Source organism: Glutamicibacter sp. JL.03c, assembly GCF_025854375.1.
Classification (GTDB): domain Bacteria; phylum Actinomycetota; class Actinomycetes; order Actinomycetales; family Micrococcaceae; genus Glutamicibacter.
Genome location: NZ_CP107575.1, coordinates 2,445,467 through 2,461,685 on the forward strand (window position 1 = coordinate 2,445,467; position 16,219 = coordinate 2,461,685).

18 protein-coding genes are annotated in these 16,219 nt (G+C 61.0%); 10 read left to right on the forward strand and 8 right to left on the reverse strand.

Features of this window, described 5'->3' with window-relative positions; translation table 11 throughout:
- Positions 1–31: 31 nt before the first annotated feature.
- Entirely contained in the window at positions 32–1,060 is a 1,029-nt protein-coding gene (locus tag OF385_RS11305; RefSeq protein WP_022874159.1) for a 6-phosphofructokinase, read from the forward strand.
- Positions 1,061–1,153: 93 nt separating this feature from the next.
- On the opposite strand, the gene OF385_RS11310 is transcribed toward OF385_RS11305, so the two are convergent.
- The 3 genes from OF385_RS11310 to OF385_RS11320 form a co-directional block, all read right to left on the reverse strand.
- Positions 1,154–2,236 carry a YgfZ/GcvT domain-containing protein gene (locus tag OF385_RS11310; RefSeq protein ID WP_264275453.1) on the reverse strand — a complete coding sequence of 361 codons (1,083 nt, stop codon included), beginning with the start codon at positions 2,234–2,236 and terminating at the stop codon, positions 1,154–1,156.
- A 2-nt stretch (positions 2,237–2,238) separates the two neighbouring features.
- Positions 2,239–2,853, reverse strand: a complete 615-nt coding sequence (locus OF385_RS11315; RefSeq protein ID WP_264275454.1) for an FABP family protein — start codon at positions 2,851–2,853, stop codon at positions 2,239–2,241.
- Between the two features lie 255 nt (positions 2,854–3,108).
- Entirely contained in the window at positions 3,109–3,849 is a 741-nt protein-coding gene (locus OF385_RS11320) for a hypothetical protein (protein WP_264275455.1), read from the reverse strand.
- Positions 3,850–3,975: 126 nt separating this feature from the next.
- Here OF385_RS11320 and OF385_RS11325 point away from each other — a divergent pair, with 126 nt between their 5' ends.
- The 9 genes from OF385_RS11325 (at position 3,976) to asd (ending at position 12,343) form a co-directional block, all read left to right on the forward strand.
- Positions 3,976–4,644 carry a winged helix-turn-helix domain-containing protein gene (locus tag OF385_RS11325; RefSeq protein ID WP_264275456.1) on the forward strand — a complete coding sequence of 223 codons (669 nt, stop codon included), beginning with the start codon at positions 3,976–3,978 and terminating at the stop codon, positions 4,642–4,644.
- Between the two features lie 52 nt (positions 4,645–4,696).
- Positions 4,697–5,653, forward strand: coding sequence for a mycothiol synthase (mshD, locus tag OF385_RS11330; protein WP_264275457.1), 957 nt, complete (start codon positions 4,697–4,699; stop codon positions 5,651–5,653).
- 84 nt (positions 5,654–5,737) lie between these two features.
- Complete coding sequence (locus OF385_RS11335) at positions 5,738–7,954, forward strand: RNA degradosome polyphosphate kinase (protein ID WP_264275458.1); 2,217 nt, start codon at positions 5,738–5,740, stop codon at positions 7,952–7,954.
- The gene (locus OF385_RS11340) at positions 7,954–8,961 is read left to right on the forward strand and encodes an NUDIX hydrolase (protein WP_264275459.1); all 1,008 of its coding nucleotides are present in this window, start codon (positions 7,954–7,956) and stop codon (positions 8,959–8,961) included. The genes OF385_RS11335 and OF385_RS11340 overlap by 1 nt, the downstream gene beginning before the upstream one ends.
- Positions 8,962–9,096: 135 nt before the next feature.
- Complete coding sequence (locus OF385_RS11345) at positions 9,097–9,429, forward strand: GNAT family N-acetyltransferase (RefSeq protein WP_264275460.1); 333 nt, start codon at positions 9,097–9,099, stop codon at positions 9,427–9,429.
- A 72-nt stretch (positions 9,430–9,501) separates the two neighbouring features.
- The gene (locus tag OF385_RS11350; RefSeq protein ID WP_264275461.1) at positions 9,502–10,305 is read left to right on the forward strand and encodes a thymidylate synthase; all 804 of its coding nucleotides are present in this window, start codon (positions 9,502–9,504) and stop codon (positions 10,303–10,305) included.
- Complete coding sequence (locus OF385_RS11355; protein ID WP_264275462.1) at positions 10,302–10,877, forward strand: dihydrofolate reductase; 576 nt, start codon at positions 10,302–10,304, stop codon at positions 10,875–10,877. Before OF385_RS11350 ends, OF385_RS11355 begins: the two co-directional genes overlap by 4 nt.
- Positions 10,878–10,884: 7 nt before the next feature.
- Positions 10,885–11,112: an NF038396 family protein gene (locus OF385_RS11360; protein ID WP_264275463.1), complete on the forward strand. Its 228-nt coding sequence runs from the start codon at positions 10,885–10,887 to the stop codon at positions 11,110–11,112.
- Between the two features lie 148 nt (positions 11,113–11,260).
- Positions 11,261–12,343, forward strand: coding sequence for an aspartate-semialdehyde dehydrogenase (gene asd / locus OF385_RS11365; RefSeq protein WP_264277908.1), 1,083 nt, complete (start codon positions 11,261–11,263; stop codon positions 12,341–12,343).
- 80 nt (positions 12,344–12,423) lie between these two features.
- Here asd and OF385_RS11370 read toward each other — a convergent pair whose 3' ends face one another.
- Genes OF385_RS11370 through OF385_RS11390 form a run of 5 tightly spaced genes read right to left on the reverse strand, consistent with a single transcriptional unit; the run spans position 12,424 to position 16,206 of the window.
- On the reverse strand, positions 12,424–12,954 hold the full coding sequence (locus tag OF385_RS11370; protein ID WP_264275464.1) for a GNAT family N-acetyltransferase: 531 nt from the start codon (positions 12,952–12,954) through the stop codon (positions 12,424–12,426).
- A 45-nt stretch (positions 12,955–12,999) separates the two neighbouring features.
- Positions 13,000–14,061, reverse strand: a complete 1,062-nt coding sequence (locus OF385_RS11375; protein ID WP_264277909.1) for a UDP-N-acetylmuramate dehydrogenase — start codon at positions 14,059–14,061, stop codon at positions 13,000–13,002.
- A 53-nt stretch (positions 14,062–14,114) separates the two neighbouring features.
- On the reverse strand, positions 14,115–15,284 hold the full coding sequence (locus OF385_RS11380) for an MFS transporter (protein WP_319019092.1): 1,170 nt from the start codon (positions 15,282–15,284) through the stop codon (positions 14,115–14,117).
- A gap of 32 nt (positions 15,285–15,316) precedes the next feature.
- The gene (locus OF385_RS11385; RefSeq protein ID WP_264275466.1) at positions 15,317–15,757 is read right to left on the reverse strand and encodes a MaoC family dehydratase; all 441 of its coding nucleotides are present in this window, start codon (positions 15,755–15,757) and stop codon (positions 15,317–15,319) included.
- A 2-nt stretch (positions 15,758–15,759) separates the two neighbouring features.
- Positions 15,760–16,206 carry a MaoC family dehydratase N-terminal domain-containing protein gene (locus tag OF385_RS11390; RefSeq protein WP_022874177.1) on the reverse strand — a complete coding sequence of 149 codons (447 nt, stop codon included), beginning with the start codon at positions 16,204–16,206 and terminating at the stop codon, positions 15,760–15,762.
- Between the last annotated feature and the right edge of the window lie 13 nt (positions 16,207–16,219).

The following is a 16,219-nucleotide window of genomic DNA, read 5'->3' on the forward strand; positions in this document are numbered from 1 at the left end:
GAAGCCTTCCTAGTTTACGAAGCGAGGCCCAATGCGCGTTGGAATCATGACCTCGGGCGGAGACTGCCCAGGCCTGAATGCCGTCATCCGAGGAGCCGTACTGAACGGCATCAAGAGCTACGACTATGAATTCGTTGGCTTCCGCGATGGCTGGCGCGGTGTCAAGGAGGGCGACTTCTTCGACCTGCCACGTACCGCGGTCCGAGGCATTGCCAAGCAGGGTGGCACCATCCTGGGTACCTCGCGCACCAACGCTTTCGAAGGCGAGCTGGGCGGCGCGGAAAACATCTCCCGCGTGCTCAAGGACAACAACATTGATGCCCTGATCGCCATCGGCGGAGAAGGCACTCTGGCCGGCGCCCAGCGACTGTGCGCCGAGGGCCTGCCGATTGTCGGCGTTCCCAAGACCATCGACAACGACTTGGATGCCACCGACTACACTTTCGGTTTTGATACCGCCAACCAGATCGCGGTCGAGGCTATCGACCGCTTGCGCACTACCGGCGACTCGCACCACCGCTGCATGGTCGCTGAAGTCATGGGCCGCCACGTTGGCTGGATCGCCATGCACGCCGGCATGGCTTCTGGCGCCCACGCCATCTTGATTCCCGAGGTCTCAACCCCGATGGAACAGATCTGCGAGTGGGTATCCGAAGCCCACGAACGCGGCCGCGCTCCGTTGGTGGTTGTCGCTGAGGGCTTCGTTCCCGAAGGCATGGAAGAAGCGTTCTCGGTACGCGGAGTGGATACCTTTGGGCGCGCACGCCTGGGCGGCATCGGCGAGATGCTGGCACCGGTCATCGAAGAGCGCACCGGCATTGAAACCCGTGCTACGGTGCTTGGACACATCCAACGCGGTGGCGTTCCTACCGCTTTCGACCGCGTGCTGGCCACCCGCCTGGGCATGGCTGCGACGAATTCGGTGAACGAAAATGCGTGGGGCACCATGGTCGCACTGCACGGAACCAAGGTTCTGCGTGTGCCGTTGCGCGCCGCATTGAACAACCTCAAGCGCGTGCCGATGGACCGCTACGAGGAAGCCGCGATCCTCTTCGGATAATTCCGGACAGTTAAACGGATGGCACGAGAAAGATCATCATTCTCGTGCCATCCGTTTATTCAGTTAATGCAGCCTGGAAAGTCCTAGTTGTTCCTAGCCCTGCGGCGGTGTGCGCAGGAAGCCGGTGAATCGTCCCGCCACCTGGCCGGCGTCGGGAGCCACGATGACGTCCTGGGACGCCGGATAGCTGGTTTCGCCATCAACAACGCTCAGCACGGATTCTGGATCCACGTTGCGCTTGATCATGGCCAAGGCAATCGGTCCTGCCTCATAGTGCAAGGTTGCCGAAGTAACGTACCCAACGGTTCGCTCGCCCAGCTTGACCTCGGCGCCAGTGGATGGGAGGGTGTGCATCGAACCGTCGAGGTCCAGGAATACGACGCGGCGCGGAGGGTGCCCGATGTTGTGCACCCGGGCAATCGTTTCCTGCCCCTTGTAGCAGCCCTTTTCCAGATGCACTGCGGTGCGCAGCCAGTCCAGCTCATGTGGAATGGTCTTCTCATCGATCTCGGCACCGAAGCGCGGCTCCCACGCGGCGATGCGCAAGGCCTCGACCGCCATCATGCCAGCCAATTCCTCATCGGCCACAGCTGCTTCCAGCTCGTCAACGGCCACAACATGCAAAAGCCACGGACGGTCCTTGCCCGGGTGGTCCTCGCGCGAGTAGGCCCACCCGCCGGGAGCAACACCTGGCCATGGATCAATCCATGCCAGCGCTCCGGCGCTTGGAATGGGGCGGGTGGCAGCAAGCACGCCATGGGTCTGCGAGAGGTTGTTGACCTCAACGCGCAACATGAAACGCATCGAGTTCAAGAACTGCTCCAGGGATTCGCCTGCGCCAGGCTCGACGATGAGCACCAGGCGGTCCTGGTCAGCCAGAACCTTCATCTCGTGCTCAACGCGGCCCTGCACCGAGAGCAGCAGCGTTTGCGTGCTCTGGCCCGGCTGTAGGGTATTAATGCGCTGGGTGCTCAGCGTATCGAGCCAGCTTTGGCGATCATCGCCGCGGATCTCCAGCACATCAAAGTGGCTCAGGTCGGCAATGGCCTGGCCTTCTGCCAGCTTGCGTGCTTCACGCGTGGGGGCGCCGTAGTGTGCGGCCACGCCGGCATCTACGCCACCCGCTTCCACCGCGCCTTCGCGCTGCAGAAGCACCGACTGGTATCCAGTGCTCATGATCAGTTCACCGAGTCTTCAGCGGCAACGCGCTTGAGCGCAGCCGAGGCGTGTGCCTTCAGGTCCAGGTTGCCTTCGGAGACATCCCAGCGCCAGAACAGCTCGCCATTGACCAATCCGTAGATGCGGGTCGAGGAAGCATAGGCTTTGGCGTTTTTGCTGCGCAGCAGGCCTTCGGTAGCCAACTGGATGCGTGGTCCATCGATCAAGCCGTAGTACAACTCGGAGATGCCGCCTGGCTGCACGATGTGCGCCTGGATCTTGAAGCCTTCATCGGTGTGAAGCTTCTGCACGTCGTCAGCGGAACGCAAGACCGGGAAAATGTCGCCGGGGGTCATGCCTGGGCCAGCGTCAGCGTCCTGCTGCTCGCGGTCCAGGGACCAGAAGCCGTTTTCCACGGCAAGAATCCGCAGCCTGGTTCCATCGGCCTCGGTGAGCCACGCTTCGCTGCGGTATTCGAGATATGGGCCGCCGACGTCACGAAAGGTGACTTGCTGCCAAAAGTACTCGTCCTCGGCTTCGCCTTCGCCAAGTCGGCCAGCACCTTCCCAAGTGCCGATGAGCCATGCGAAAGGTACTAGTTCCGGGGTGAGGTCCGTAGGGAGATCAAATGCCATGGGCTACTCGCTCCTAATTCGTCAGTGGTGAAATGAAAAACAGCGCACACGTTATTGTGTGCGCTGCTTTTACTTCTGACCCTGGAACAGGCGCTTTACTACCAAGCCTGCGAAGCCCGCCATGCCTAGGCCGGCGATCACGACAAGTGCCTGGAAGAAAATTTCAAGTGCAAGATAATTTTCATTCATGGCTTCATCTTAGCGCGATCAGAAGCATAACTTCGACACGCGTGACGCAGCCCGCACCATATTGCGTTATATGAACGCCAGAACCTCCATGGCATACCAGCTGGCGGCCCCGCTAAGCAGGATGATTCCGCAGGATAAGCCGAGGATGCCACTGAGATTGCGTACGCTGCGGCTAGCCAAGGCCAGCGCGCGCAACGAGCCCACCAGCAGGCCCGCAAGCAGGCCCATGACGGCGCCTTGGAACCAGAGAATGTCAACCGGCAAGGCGCTGGAGGCAGCCCCTAGGGCCGCGGCAACCAGCGGGGCAAGGATCATGGTGATCCGATTTGGCAGTCTGTTGACCACGACCGCGCCGGCGCCAAGCAGCGAAATGGCCGTGACAACCGTCAGCCCAAAGCCGTAGCCCACCTGGGCACTGGCGGCCCAGGCAGAGCCCAGGACGGCCAGCACCATGCCGGTCACGCCAGACACGACGCCGGCCAGGCGGCCTTCGGCTTCAGCACCGCGCAGCACCTGACTGATGAACATCAGCAACACGCCGACGGCGATGGCCTCGACGCTATGCGACATCACCGAGGCACCGGGCATGAAAATTGTTGCAGCGGTGGAAGCCAGCGAGCACAGGGCCAGAATAATAGTGATCGGCCACGGCGCATCTGAGCGCACCATCCGCGGCCAGGCGTAGGCAAAAACCAGCTGTAATATTGCGGTGACCACGCCCATGGGCCATGTCAGTGACGACAGGCTGGCAGCCCCGGTCAATAGGCCGACTGCGACGAGTCCGCACAATAGAACTTTGATTCTCAATCTATGCTTCCTGACGGTAATGTGTCTGCATCTGCGTGTTCACATGCATGATTCGAAGGATTCATTCCTTATACTGTGACACGTAAAGATGATTTATTCGCAACCAATTGGCAGGAGGACGAGCTATTGGCCCACCTACTGCTACTTAGCAATCATGCCGAAAATGCGGCCGAAGTTCTTCCGGCACTCGAATTGCTACTGCATGAAATTTCTTTCCTCCCGGCTAGCACCGAATCGCTGAGCCAAGTTCCAGAATGTGACGCTGTCATCCTCGATGCGCGAACCGATCTGATTCCAGCTCGTTCGCTGGCACAGATCCTTCACGCGAATCTGAACTTGCCGCTTCTGCTGGTCGTCAGCGAGGGCGCTTTGGGAATCTTGAATTCCGAATGGCATGCGGCCGATTTCTTGTTGCCCTCGGCGATTCCGGCAGAACTCGATGCCCGAATACGCCTGATGCTGGCAAGCATCCCGGATGCCGCACCGGCTCCGGAACCAGCTGAAAACACTTCGGGACTGCGCATCGATGAGCTGAGCTACACAGCGCGCATTGACAACCGCATGCTGGATCTTACGTACAAGGAATTCGAGCTGCTGAAGTACCTAGCCCAGTTCCCTGGCCGCGTCTTCACTCGTGAGCAGCTGCTGCACGAAGTCTGGGGTTACGACTACTACGGTGGCACCCGGACTGTGGACGTTCACGTTCGTCGTTTGCGCGCCAAACTAGGCACTGATCACGAACAACTCATTGGAACAGTGCGTAACGTAGGTTATCGCTTCCACACCGAATCATAACTTTCAGCTATTTTGTGGCGAGTTCATTCAGTCACCCACTATCGTGAAAGACATGAGTGAACTGCCACAGACCACAGTATCCATTCACCACGTGCCATCCGAGCTGGATGAACGCACCCTGAGCGATGTCCGCCATCTGGCTTCAGAGGCTCAAGACGTCGACAGCAATCCCCCGCTGAGCGACCAGACACTGGTTGCCCTGGCAGCTGAGGATGCCGGCGAGAATATCATGACCCTCCTCGCTGAAATCGGTGAAGGCGCCGAAGCCGTTCTGGCCGGTATTGCCGTGCTCGTGCGTGAAGCACAGGATCAGCCATGGGTGCTGGAACTTGTGGTCCACCCGCAGCACCGCCAGGCAGGCATCGGACGCGCCCTGCTGACCAGGCTCAACGAGCTGGTGGATCTGAGCAAGGTTCAAGCCTGGGCTCATGGCGATCATGAGGCAGCCAAGAAGCTCGCCGCCAAAACCGGGCTGAGCCGCGTGCGCGAGCTGTACCGCATGCGCCGCGATGGCACCGACTTCATCGAAGAGCCACCGGCTGACCGCCGCTTCACGGTTCGCAGCTTCCGAGTCGGCGAAGACGAACCTGCCTGGCTTGAGGCGAATGCCAAGGCATTCTCGCATCACCCGGAGCAGGGGTCCTTGAGCCTCTCCGATCTGGATGCCCGCATGGCCGAGGACTGGTTCGATCCTTCTGGATTCTTCCTCGCTTTTGATTCCGAGCAGAATCTCTTGGCTTATCACTGGACCAAGATCCACCCAGCCTCCGGCGATGCCTTCCGTCCGACCGGCGAAGTCTATGTAGTGGGCGTGGTTCCTGAGGCGCAGGGAATGGGCTTGGGACGTTCGTTGACCATCGCCGGCGTCAACTACCTTCTGGAGCTCGGTGTCGACGCGGTGATTCTCTATGTGGATGCCGATAACGAGCCTGCGGTGAAGCTCTACCGTTCCTTGGGCTTCACACTTTGGGACGCTGACATTATGTACGGTCCGGAACCGATAGACTAGTAGTATCTGCGGTTTCGTGTACTAATAGGACCGCTCTCACGAGGTGTTTTGACATCTACTCGCAGGAAGAAATGAGTTCAGCAGATGACTAGCTCCCCCCAGGAAACTACTTCTCAATTACGCGATGTTCCCTCTTCAAAAGTTAATGAGGACAGAATAGAGCCTGCTGATTCACTTCCGGACCTGCACCCGGATGGCGAATTCAATAACGAGCGTTTCCTCGATCGGGAACTGAGCTGGCTGCACTTCAACGCCCGGGTGCTTGAGCTGGCCGAGGATACGACGCTGCCGTTGCTGGAGCGAGTGAACTTCCTGTCGATCTTCGCCTCGAACCTCGACGAATTCTTCATGGTTCGCGTGGCAGGTCTCAAGCGCCGCATCGCCGCAGGCCTGGCGGTTCCAGCAGCCAACGGCATGAATCCGGTGGATCAGCTGGAACTGCTGCTGTCCTCCGCCCACGCATTGCAGACCCGCCACGCGAAGGTGTTCTCAGAGTCGGTCTCCCCTGATCTGGCCGAGCAGGGAATCCGGATCACAACCTGGGATGACCTTTCCGCCGGTGAACGCGATGTGCTCTCCAAATGGTTCGTATCCCAGGTCTTCCCGGTACTCACACCGCTGGCCGTGGATCCTGCCCACCCATTCCCTTATATCTCCGGCTTGTCGCTGAATCTCGCCGTGGTGGTCCGCAACCCATTGACCGGCAAGCAGCTCTTTGCCCGCCTCAAGGTCCCGGATACCATCGCCCGGCTGATCAGCGTTGATGGAACCCGCGCGGCGCATTCTTCGCACCGCAGCGCACGCTTCATTCCGCTGGAGGCACTGATCGCAGTGCATCTTGAACTGCTGTTCCCCGGCATGGAAATCGTTGAGCACCACTTCTTCCGTGTCACTCGCAACGAGGACCTGGAAGTCGAAGAAGATGATGCAGAGAACCTGCTCCAGGCATTGGAGAAGGAACTGCTGCGCCGCCGTTTCGGTCCTCCGGTACGCCTTGAAGTCGCTGATGACATCAACCCTGAAATCATGGAGCTACTGACTCGCGAACTGGCCGTTGAGGAAGATGAAGTCTTCAAGCTGCCCGCACCGTTGGATCTGCGTGGACTGGGGGTCATCGCTTCATTGGACCGTGCCGAGCTGCACTACCCGAAGCATGTCGGGCACACCTCTCGCTACCTGAACGAGTCGGAAACCGCCAAGGCCGCCAACGTCTTCGCCGCTGTCCGCCGCCGCGACATCCTGCTGCACCACCCGTACGATTCCTTCTCCACGAGCGTTCAGGCGTTCTTGGAGCAGGCTGCCGCCGACCCGAAGGTCATGGCCATCAAGCAGACCTTGTACCGCACCAGTGGCGATTCGCCGATTGTCGATGCCCTGATTGATGCCGCTGAAGCCGGCAAGCAGGTTCTGGCGCTGGTGGAAATCAAGGCCCGCTTTGACGAACAGGCCAATATCTCCTGGGCCAGGAAGCTGGAACAAGCCGGCGTGCACGTGGTGTACGGCATCGTGGGCCTGAAGACCCACTCCAAGCTGTCCTTGGTGGTCCGCCGCGAAGGCGACAAGCTGCGCCGCTACTGCCACATCGGCACCGGCAACTACCACCCGCGCACCGCTCGCTATTACGAAGACTTCGGCTTGCTCACCTGCGATGACGCTGTTGGCGAAGATGTCTCCAAGCTCTTCAACCAGCTCTCGGGCTATGCCCCTCGATCGACCTACAGCCGCTTGCTGGTTGCCCCTCGCTCGGTGCGCACCGGCTTGCTGGCCCATATCGAAAAGGAAATCGCCAACGCCAAGGCCGGTATCGATGCCAAGGTTGTCATCAAGGTCAACTCCATCGTTGACGAAGCGATTATCGACGCTCTGTACCGGGCCAGCCAAGCTGGCGTGAAGGTCGAGGTCATCGTTCGAGGCATTTGCGCCTTGCGTCCCGGAGTTCCGGGACTCAGCGAAAACATCGAAGTGCGTTCCATCCTGGGCCGCTTCCTCGAGCACAGCCGTGTCTTCATGTTCGCGAACGCCGGGGACCCGCTGGTCTACATCGGCTCCGCCGACATGATGCACCGCAACCTGGACCGGCGCGTTGAAGCACTGGTCTCCCTGCGTAATCCGGAAGATGTCGAGGACCTGCTCAAGCAGCTCGACCTGTACATGGCTGATACCACTGCCTCGTGGCACCTGAACTCCGATGGCGAATGGACCCGCCATTCGCAGGACGAGGAAGGCAAGCCGCTGACCGACATCCAGTTCTGGCTCATCGATGACCATGCCCGCCGACGCAACAGTGGACGTAACAGCTAGTGACCGAGCCGCAACTGCACGAAGCCACCCAACGGGTTCGTGAGATCATCCGTTCGGTGGATGCCGAGGAAATCGCCCTCGGCGACTTCGATATCATCGCGGCCGGGGCCATCCCCTGGCGGATCCTCGACGACAAACTGCAAGTACTGCTGATCCATCGTCCAAAGTATGACGACTGGTCCTGGCCCAAGGGCAAACTGGATCCAGGCGAGTCGATCGCAGAATGCGCGATCCGTGAAGTACGTGAAGAAATCGGGCTGCGCATCACCCTGGGGATCCCGTTGTCGGCCACCGCGTACTCGGTGAAGCAGAAGTCCAAGGTGGTCTATTACTGGGCGGCCAAGACCGATGCCCAAACGGTCATTGATCCGGATGGCGCTGAATGCGATGGCACCCAATGGGTCAGCGCCAAAAAAGCCGCCGAGCTCTTGACCAACCCCACCGACGTGCAACCGCTGCTGGATCTGGTCAAGGCGCACAAGAACGGAACGCTGAACACCCAACCGGTGTTGATCATCCGCCACGCCAAGGCCAAGCCGCGGGGCAAATGGACGCGCGCCGAGGGCGAACGCCCATTGGCCGCTACCGGGCGGCGCCAGGCCCAGGCGGTCTCGCGCATGCTCGAAGCATGGCAGCCAGCCCATATCGCTTCATCGCCATGGCTTCGCTGTGTGCAGACCCTCTCGCCGTACGCCTCCTTGCATGCAATGAAAATGAAGAACCTGAGGGCCCTGACCGAACACGCTGCCACCCGGCATCCCGAGCGCGCCCGGCGCGCCGTGCAGAAGCTCTTTGACAAATACCGTTCCCAGGCGATCTGCACGCACCGCCCGGTGCTGCCTTTCGTCCTGGAAGTTCTCGCCAAGAATTCCTCGCCCAAGCTGGCCAAGTCTTTGCCGAAGGATGACCCTTATCTGGAACCTGGATCGTTGATTGTCGCCCAGCAGGTCCAAGGCGCAAATCCTCGGATCGTCTCCTTCGAAATGCACACACCATTCCACGACTAAAGTCCTGCCTCGGCCCCGCTTCTCGGCGGGGCCTTGCTACATCCTGCACAACTGCTCGAATCCGTTGCATTCGGCTCCGATTAGGGATATTACTGTTAACAGCAGATGTTTCCGACCCGAAATCGAGGGAATGCCATGACTGCACAGCAGCCGCAGCAACCAGTTGAAAAAGTTGTTCACCATGGCCTGCGCCTTGACCATGACGAAAGCCGCGGGCGCTTCTCGCTCTGGCACGGTTCCACCTTTGTCGGCTTCCTGGGCTACTACCGCGAGGGCGACGTAGTGACCATGCAGCACACCATCGTCAACGAGGAATTCGGGCGCCGCGGATATGCCCGCGCGCTGGTGACGCTGGTCCTTGACCGGTTCAAGAATGAAGGCCTGCAGATCATTCCGGAGTGCAGCTATGTCCAGGACTATCTGCGCCGCTACCCCGAGTACACGTCAATGGTCGTGAAGCCCAGCTAGTGACGCCACTGCGAGAAGAGTCATCTCGCTGGGATGTTCACCCGATGGACGGGGTGAACTAAACTTGGGTGCGTGAACATTGCGACGCCTTATGAAGACCTGCTCAAGGACGTGCTGGAAAACGGCACCGCCAAAGAAGACCGCACCGGCACCGGAACCATCTCGGTTTTCGGACGCCAGATCCGCTTTGATCTTCAAGACTCGTTCCCGCTGATCACCACCAAGCGAGTGCACTTCAAGTCGGTCGCGGCTGAGCTGTTGTGGTTCCTGCGCGGCGAATCCAACGTGAAGTGGCTGCAGGACCAGGGTGTTCGCATCTGGAACGAATGGGCCGACGAGGAGGGCGAGCTTGGGCCGGTCTACGGGGTCCAGTGGCGCAGCTGGCCCACCCCTGATGGTGGCCACATCGACCAGATTTCCCAGCTGGTCGATTCCTTGCGCAACAATCCGGACTCGCGTCGCCATATCGTCTCTGCATGGAACGTCTCCGAGATCCAGAACATGGCTTTGCCGCCATGCCACGTCTTCTTCCAGTTCTACGTGGCCGACGGCAAGCTCTCCTGCCAGCTCTACCAGCGCAGTGCCGACATGTTCCTCGGCGTGCCATTCAACATCGCTTCCTACGCGCTGCTGACCATGATGCTGGCCCAGCAGCTGGATCTTGAGCCAGGCGAATTCATCTGGACCGGCGGCGACGTGCACATCTACGCCAACCATCTGGAACAGGTTAAGGAACAGCTCGGCCGCGATCCTTACCCTTACCCAACGCTGAGCCTCAATTCCAGGCCTGCCTCGATCTTCGACTACACGCTGGAAGACTTCAGCATCAACGATTACCAGCACCACCCAACGATCAAGGGAACCGTCGCCGTATGACCGAAGCACCCCGACATGCCGAACAGCTAGAACCGCTGGTCGGCGCCATTTGGGCCCAGGCCAACAACGGGATCATTGGGGCCCAGGGCACCATGCCGTGGCATGTCCCCGAGGACATGGCCCACTTCAAGCGCATCACTGCTGGCCGACCCGTGGTGATGGGCCGGGCGACTTGGAACTCCTTCCCGGCGAAGTTCCGGCCTCTGCCAGGGCGCACCAATATCGTGCTCACTGCACAGGCCGGCCTGCATGGGCAGCTGCGTGAACAGGGCGCGGTTCCAGCATCAACCCTGGATGAAGCCCTCGCCTTGGCTCGCAAGGCCGAGGGCGGTGAAGAAATCTGGATCATTGGCGGTGGAAAGGTCTATGCCCAAGCGCTGCCAGTGCTGGATGTCGCGGTGATTACCAAACTGGATCTGGAACCAGACGGGGATACCTCGGCTCCACAGCTCTCCAGCGACTTCGCAATCGGTGCGACCGAACCCGCACTTGATTCTGACGATGCCAACTGGCATGTCTCTTCCACTGGTACCCGCTACCGCTTTGAAACCTGGCTACGCCAAAAGGACTAAGACGACCATGAAAAAATATATCGGAGAGCTCAAAGCGCACCCCGAAGCACTCTTCGTTCTCGGCTACATGCTCTTTCCGCTTCTGGCCCTCGTTGTCGCTGCCCTGGGCTTCTTCATGGTGCTAGGAGGCCACAAGATCTTCGGACTGATCCTGTTGCTGGTTCCAGCCCAGATCTTCATCTTCTGTGCCGTCTGGGCGATCAATAATCGCAAGCGGCTGCTTGAGGAAAAGTAAAACTATTGCTGTACCGAATCACACCTGAACCCTGCTGGGGCTTGGGTGTGATTCTGCTTTAACTGCTGTAACGAACCGGGCTCCAGGCCCTGATGAGCCCTACGATGGAGACATGACTTCATCTGTTGGTTTTGTAGGTTACCGTGGCATGGTTGGCTCCGTGCTGATGCAGCGCATGCTCGACGAGGGCGACTTTGCGCAGATCGATCCGGTATTTTTCTCCACGTCGAATGCCGGCGGCCAAGCACCTTCCTTCGCTGAAGGCGCTGGCGCACTCGAGGATGCTCATGACATCCAGACGCTCTCGAAGCTGCCGATTATCGTAACTGCCCAGGGCGGCGACTACACCTCCAAGGTCCATGCAGAACTGCGCAAGACCGGCTGGGATGGCCTGTGGATCGACGCAGCATCCACGCTGCGCATGAACGACGACTCGGTGATCGTCCTGGACCCGGTGAACCGCAATGTCATCGAGCAGTCCCTGGCCTCCGGAGTGAAGAACTTCGTCGGCGGCAACTGCACCGTATCGTGCATGCTCATGGGCCTGGGCGGCCTGTTCAAGAACAACCTGGTTGAGTGGGGCACCGCAATGACCTACCAGGCTGCTTCCGGCGGCGGCGCCCGCCACATGCGCGAGCTGCTCACCCAGTTCGGCGACATCAACGCTTCGGTAGCTTCCGAGCTGGCCGACCCGGCCAGCGCCATCCTGGAGATCGACCGCAAGGTGCTCGAAACCCAGCGCGGCCACCTGGATGCCGCGCAGTTCGGCGTCCCGCTCGGCGGCTCGCTGATCCCATGGATCGATGCCGATCTGGGCAATGGCCAGTCCCGCGAAGAGTGGAAGGCCGGCATGGAAACCAACAAGATCCTGCAGACTTCCGGCGAGGACCACATCATCATGGATGGCCTGTGCGTCCGCATCGGCGCCATGCGCTCGCACTCCCAGGCGCTGACCTTGAAGCTGAAGGAAGACCTTCCGGTAGCCGAGATCGAGTCGATCCTGGCCGCGGATAACGAGTGGGCCAAGGTCATTCCGAATGAAAAGGAAGCGACCATGAACCAGCTGACTCCGGTCGCAGCCTCCGGCACCTTGGACATCCCGGTAGGCCGCATCCGCAAGCTGGAAATGGGCCCCGAGTACATCTCGGCCTTCACCGTCGGCGACCAGCTGCTGTGGGGTGCCGCAGAGCCTCTGCGCCGCATGCTGGCCATCGCCCAGGGCCGCCTCTAGCCCCAGGCACTGAGTCAATCCCAAGGGCCGGTAGCGAACAGAAATGTTCGGTACCGGCCCTTGGGCGTTGCCGCGCCTGTTCAGGCAGCTGGCGAGTGTTCGTGGCGAAGCAATGAATAGATGGCTTGGTCATGCCAGGCGCCATCGCGCCACTGCGACTGCCGGATCAGCCCTTCGCGGAAGAAGCCCAGTTTCTCCAGGCAACGCTGCTCCGCGATGTTCTGCGCGGCGGTGGTCGCTTGGATCCGGTGGCGCGGATAATGCGCGAAGAGATAGTCGACCAGCAATCGCTGGGCTTCGGTTCCAAAACCTCGGCCCCGGTGCTGCGCGAACAGCCCGATGGCGATCTCCCAGCAAGCTGAGGTATTGGCACGTCCCCAGCTGGTGATGCTGAACCAATCCACCTTGCCGATGGTTTCCTCCCCAAGGCAGATAGCCAGGGCCCCGTCGTTGCTGCCGATGAATTGGTCCTGGGCCAGCCGGGTGCGCAGCTTGTTGGTATCCCAGAATCCGAACCATTGCGAGGCGCTGGCACCTTCAAGGGATTGGAAGTTCTCCTCGACGAGCTCGATGTCGTGCTCAGTGAGTTTGCGCAAGGATAGTTCTGGCATCTTATCGCCCCTCACTGCGGGCCTGTCGACCGCACCGCTATGCTCTTAAAGCTCCACGCCGATCAGCAGCGGCTCATTCACCAGTACAATCCCGAAACGTTCTTGCACCCCGGCGCGCACGGCACGTGCAATAGCCACGATATCCGCGGCCCCAGCCTCGCCGCGGTTGGTGATGGCCAGGGTGTGCTTGGTGGACAGCGAGGCGCGGCCCTGCGCCACGGGGTACCCGTCGGTCCCCTCCAGCCCGTAGCCCTTGGCGAAGCCTGCCTGATCGATCAGCCACGCGGCCGACAGCTTCACCAGGCCTTCTTGCGACACCGGGTAGTTCGGGGCATTTTCGGGCAAACGCTCGAGCACCGAAGCATCGACGATCGGATTGGTGAAGAATGAGCCGGTGGAGTGCGAGTCCGCATCCTTGGGGTCATAGACCATGCCCTTGGACCGGCGCAGTTCCAGAACCGTCTGGCGCACCAGGAGCGCATCGGCGCGCTCGCCTGCTTCCACCTCCAAGCGGCGGGCCAGCTCGGCATAGCGGATGGGCGCTGAAAGGCTCTCGCGCTCCAGCAGGAAGGCCACTTCCAGGACCACGTAGCGCGGCGAGCCGTTGGTGCTGGTCCGCTTGATCACCGAGTCGCGGTAGGCGAATTCCAGCTGGCTGTTATCCAGTTTGAGCACCTGGCTGCTCTGGCGGTCATAAACCCGGACCCACGCCAGGGTCTGCGAAACATCAGCCCCGTAGGCGCCGACGTTCTGCACCGGGGTCGCGCCGGTGCACCCCGGGATTCCAGAGAGCGCTTCAAGGCCGCTCAGCCCTTGGACGAGGCTGTACTCGACGGTGGCGTCCCAGCTTTCGCCGGCGGCCGCACGAAGCAATACCTTGCCTGATGGCTGCTCATCGAGGTGGAGGCCCCGGGTGGCGATCTGGATGGCTATGCCCGGGTAGCCCTCGTCGCTGATCACCAGGTTGGAGCCTCCGCCAATCAGCAAGACATCGGCTCCGGCGCTATCGGCAACGGCCACGGCCTGGGCGAGTTCGGCTTCGCTCGTGGCGGTGACCAGCTGCTGCGCCGGGCCGCCAACGCGGGTTGTAGTCAGGTTTTTCAGCATTGATTCCATGTACTTTCAGTGTCGAGGCCTTGGCGTGCGCCCAGGTCAACAGTCTAGTTCTCGGGACGTTCTTCGTGCGGATATCCTGCCGTATTCGAGGAGAGGATGAACGCCACAATGATCAGCAGGGAGATGGAGCCCAGGGCAGGCAGCAGGCCGATGGCATGCGCCAGCAGGCCCAATAGCGGCGGGCCGCCGAGGAAGGCGCCGTATCCGATGGTGGAGACCACCGCGACACGTGTCGCGGCGTGCAGCGGATCGTCGGAGGCCGCGCTCATGGCCAGCGGGAAGGTCAAGGCAACGCCCATGCCCCAGATGGCCAATGCGATGAAGGCCAGCGGCAGGTTCTGGCCGAAGGCGAACAGCAGGACCCCGATGAAGGCGCAAATGGCGCTTGCCCGGATCATGACGACACGGCCAAGGCGCAGGATCAAATCGCCGGAGAGCAGCCGGGTCAAGGTCATCGCGGTGACGAACACGCCGTAGCCGATGGCTCCGGTCGCTTCGCTGGTCCGGTACCCGTCGGCCAGTGCCAACGCGACCCAGTCCCCAGCGGCGCCTTCGGCGAGCGCCATGCCCAAAACCAGCACACCGAGCAGCACGGTCTGCGGTTCGGTCCAGGCGCGCTTGAGCGATGGCCCGTTGGTGGTGCGCGGGGTGCGGCTGTGGTCTTCGCCGAAGTACCGGGAGCTGTAGAGCACGGTGCCGATGATGATCAGGCCGATTAGCCCAAAGTGGTACTGCAGCGGCAAGCCCAGGCCGGCGGCCAGCGCGCCGATCCCGGCGCCGATCACGGTTCCGATCGAGAAGAATCCATGCAGGGCAGGCATGATGCTTTTGCCCAGGGCCCGCTCCATGGCCGCGCCTTGGACGTTGGAGGCGACATTCCACGAGGCGGTACCCAGGCCCTGGGTGAACAGGAAGATCCCGCAGGCCAGGGTGCTTCCCAGCACTCCGGTGCTTAGGCCCACCAGCAGCAGGGATCCGCCGCCGATGGTCGCGGCAATGCGCATGACGTTGGCAGCGCCCAAGCGCAGCACCAGCTGGCCGGAGACCGAGACGGACAAGAAGGATCCTGCGCTCATGCACAGCAGGAGCAGTCCGACGTTGGCGTGGTCCAGGCCAAGTGCGTCGCGCACTGCCGGCAGCCGTGAGACCAAGGCGGAGATCAGCAGTCCGCTGGCGAGGTAGGCAGCCATCAACGCGTTGCGCCAGTGGGTCACGGGCGGCTGCGCAGTACCGGTTGGGTGCATTATTAGAGCTGCACCACTGCCTGGCACTTGAGCAGCACCTTGCTGTCATTGGCGGTGACGGCCAAATCGATGCGTGCGGTGCGCTTCTCGCTATCCAGGGAGCCGACCTTGCCCTCGACAAGAATGCTGGTGCCTTCGAAGTCGCTCGGGTTGCTGCCTTCTGGGTCTTCGACCACTACTGGCTTGGTGAAGCGCGTCTGGTAGTCGATGATGGCTCCGGGGTTACCGACCCACTGCGAGACCAGGTCGATGACCGAGCCCATGGTGAACATCCCGTGGGCAATCACCGATGGGAGCTCTACCTCTTTGGCGAAGCGTTCGTTCCAGTGGATGGGGTTGAAGTCCCCGGAGGCACCCGCGTAGCGCACGAGGTCCGCGCGGTTGGCCTGAACGGTGTGGGAACCGATGACCGCTCCCTTTTCAAGGCTTTCGAAGTCGATCATGCTTAGTCCTCAGCTCGTACCAATAGCGATGAAATGGTGGTGGCGACCTTGTCGCCGGCCACGGTGGCAATTTCGGCGCGGGTGGTGATCATGGCGCCGGCGCCCATTTCGCGGACCTGGTCGACATGCAGTTCTGCCACCAGTTCGTCTCCGGCCACAATCGGACGGTGGTGGGTGAAGCGCTGGTCAGCGTGCACCACGCGGGAGAAGTCGATGCCGGAGGCCGGGTCGGCGATCAGCTGCGCATCGGCGCGCTGGGCGATGATGATGGCGAAGGTCGGCGGAGCGACAACATCTGAGTAGCCCAGTTCCTGGGCGGCCTGCACATCGAAGTGGGCTGGCGACGTGGCCTTGGTGGCGTGCGCGAATTCGCGGATCTTTTCTCGTCCTACCTGGTAGGACTCGCCGGCGGGGAAGACGCGCCCCACCAGTTCGGGATTGATGCCCATGGATTCTCCTGAA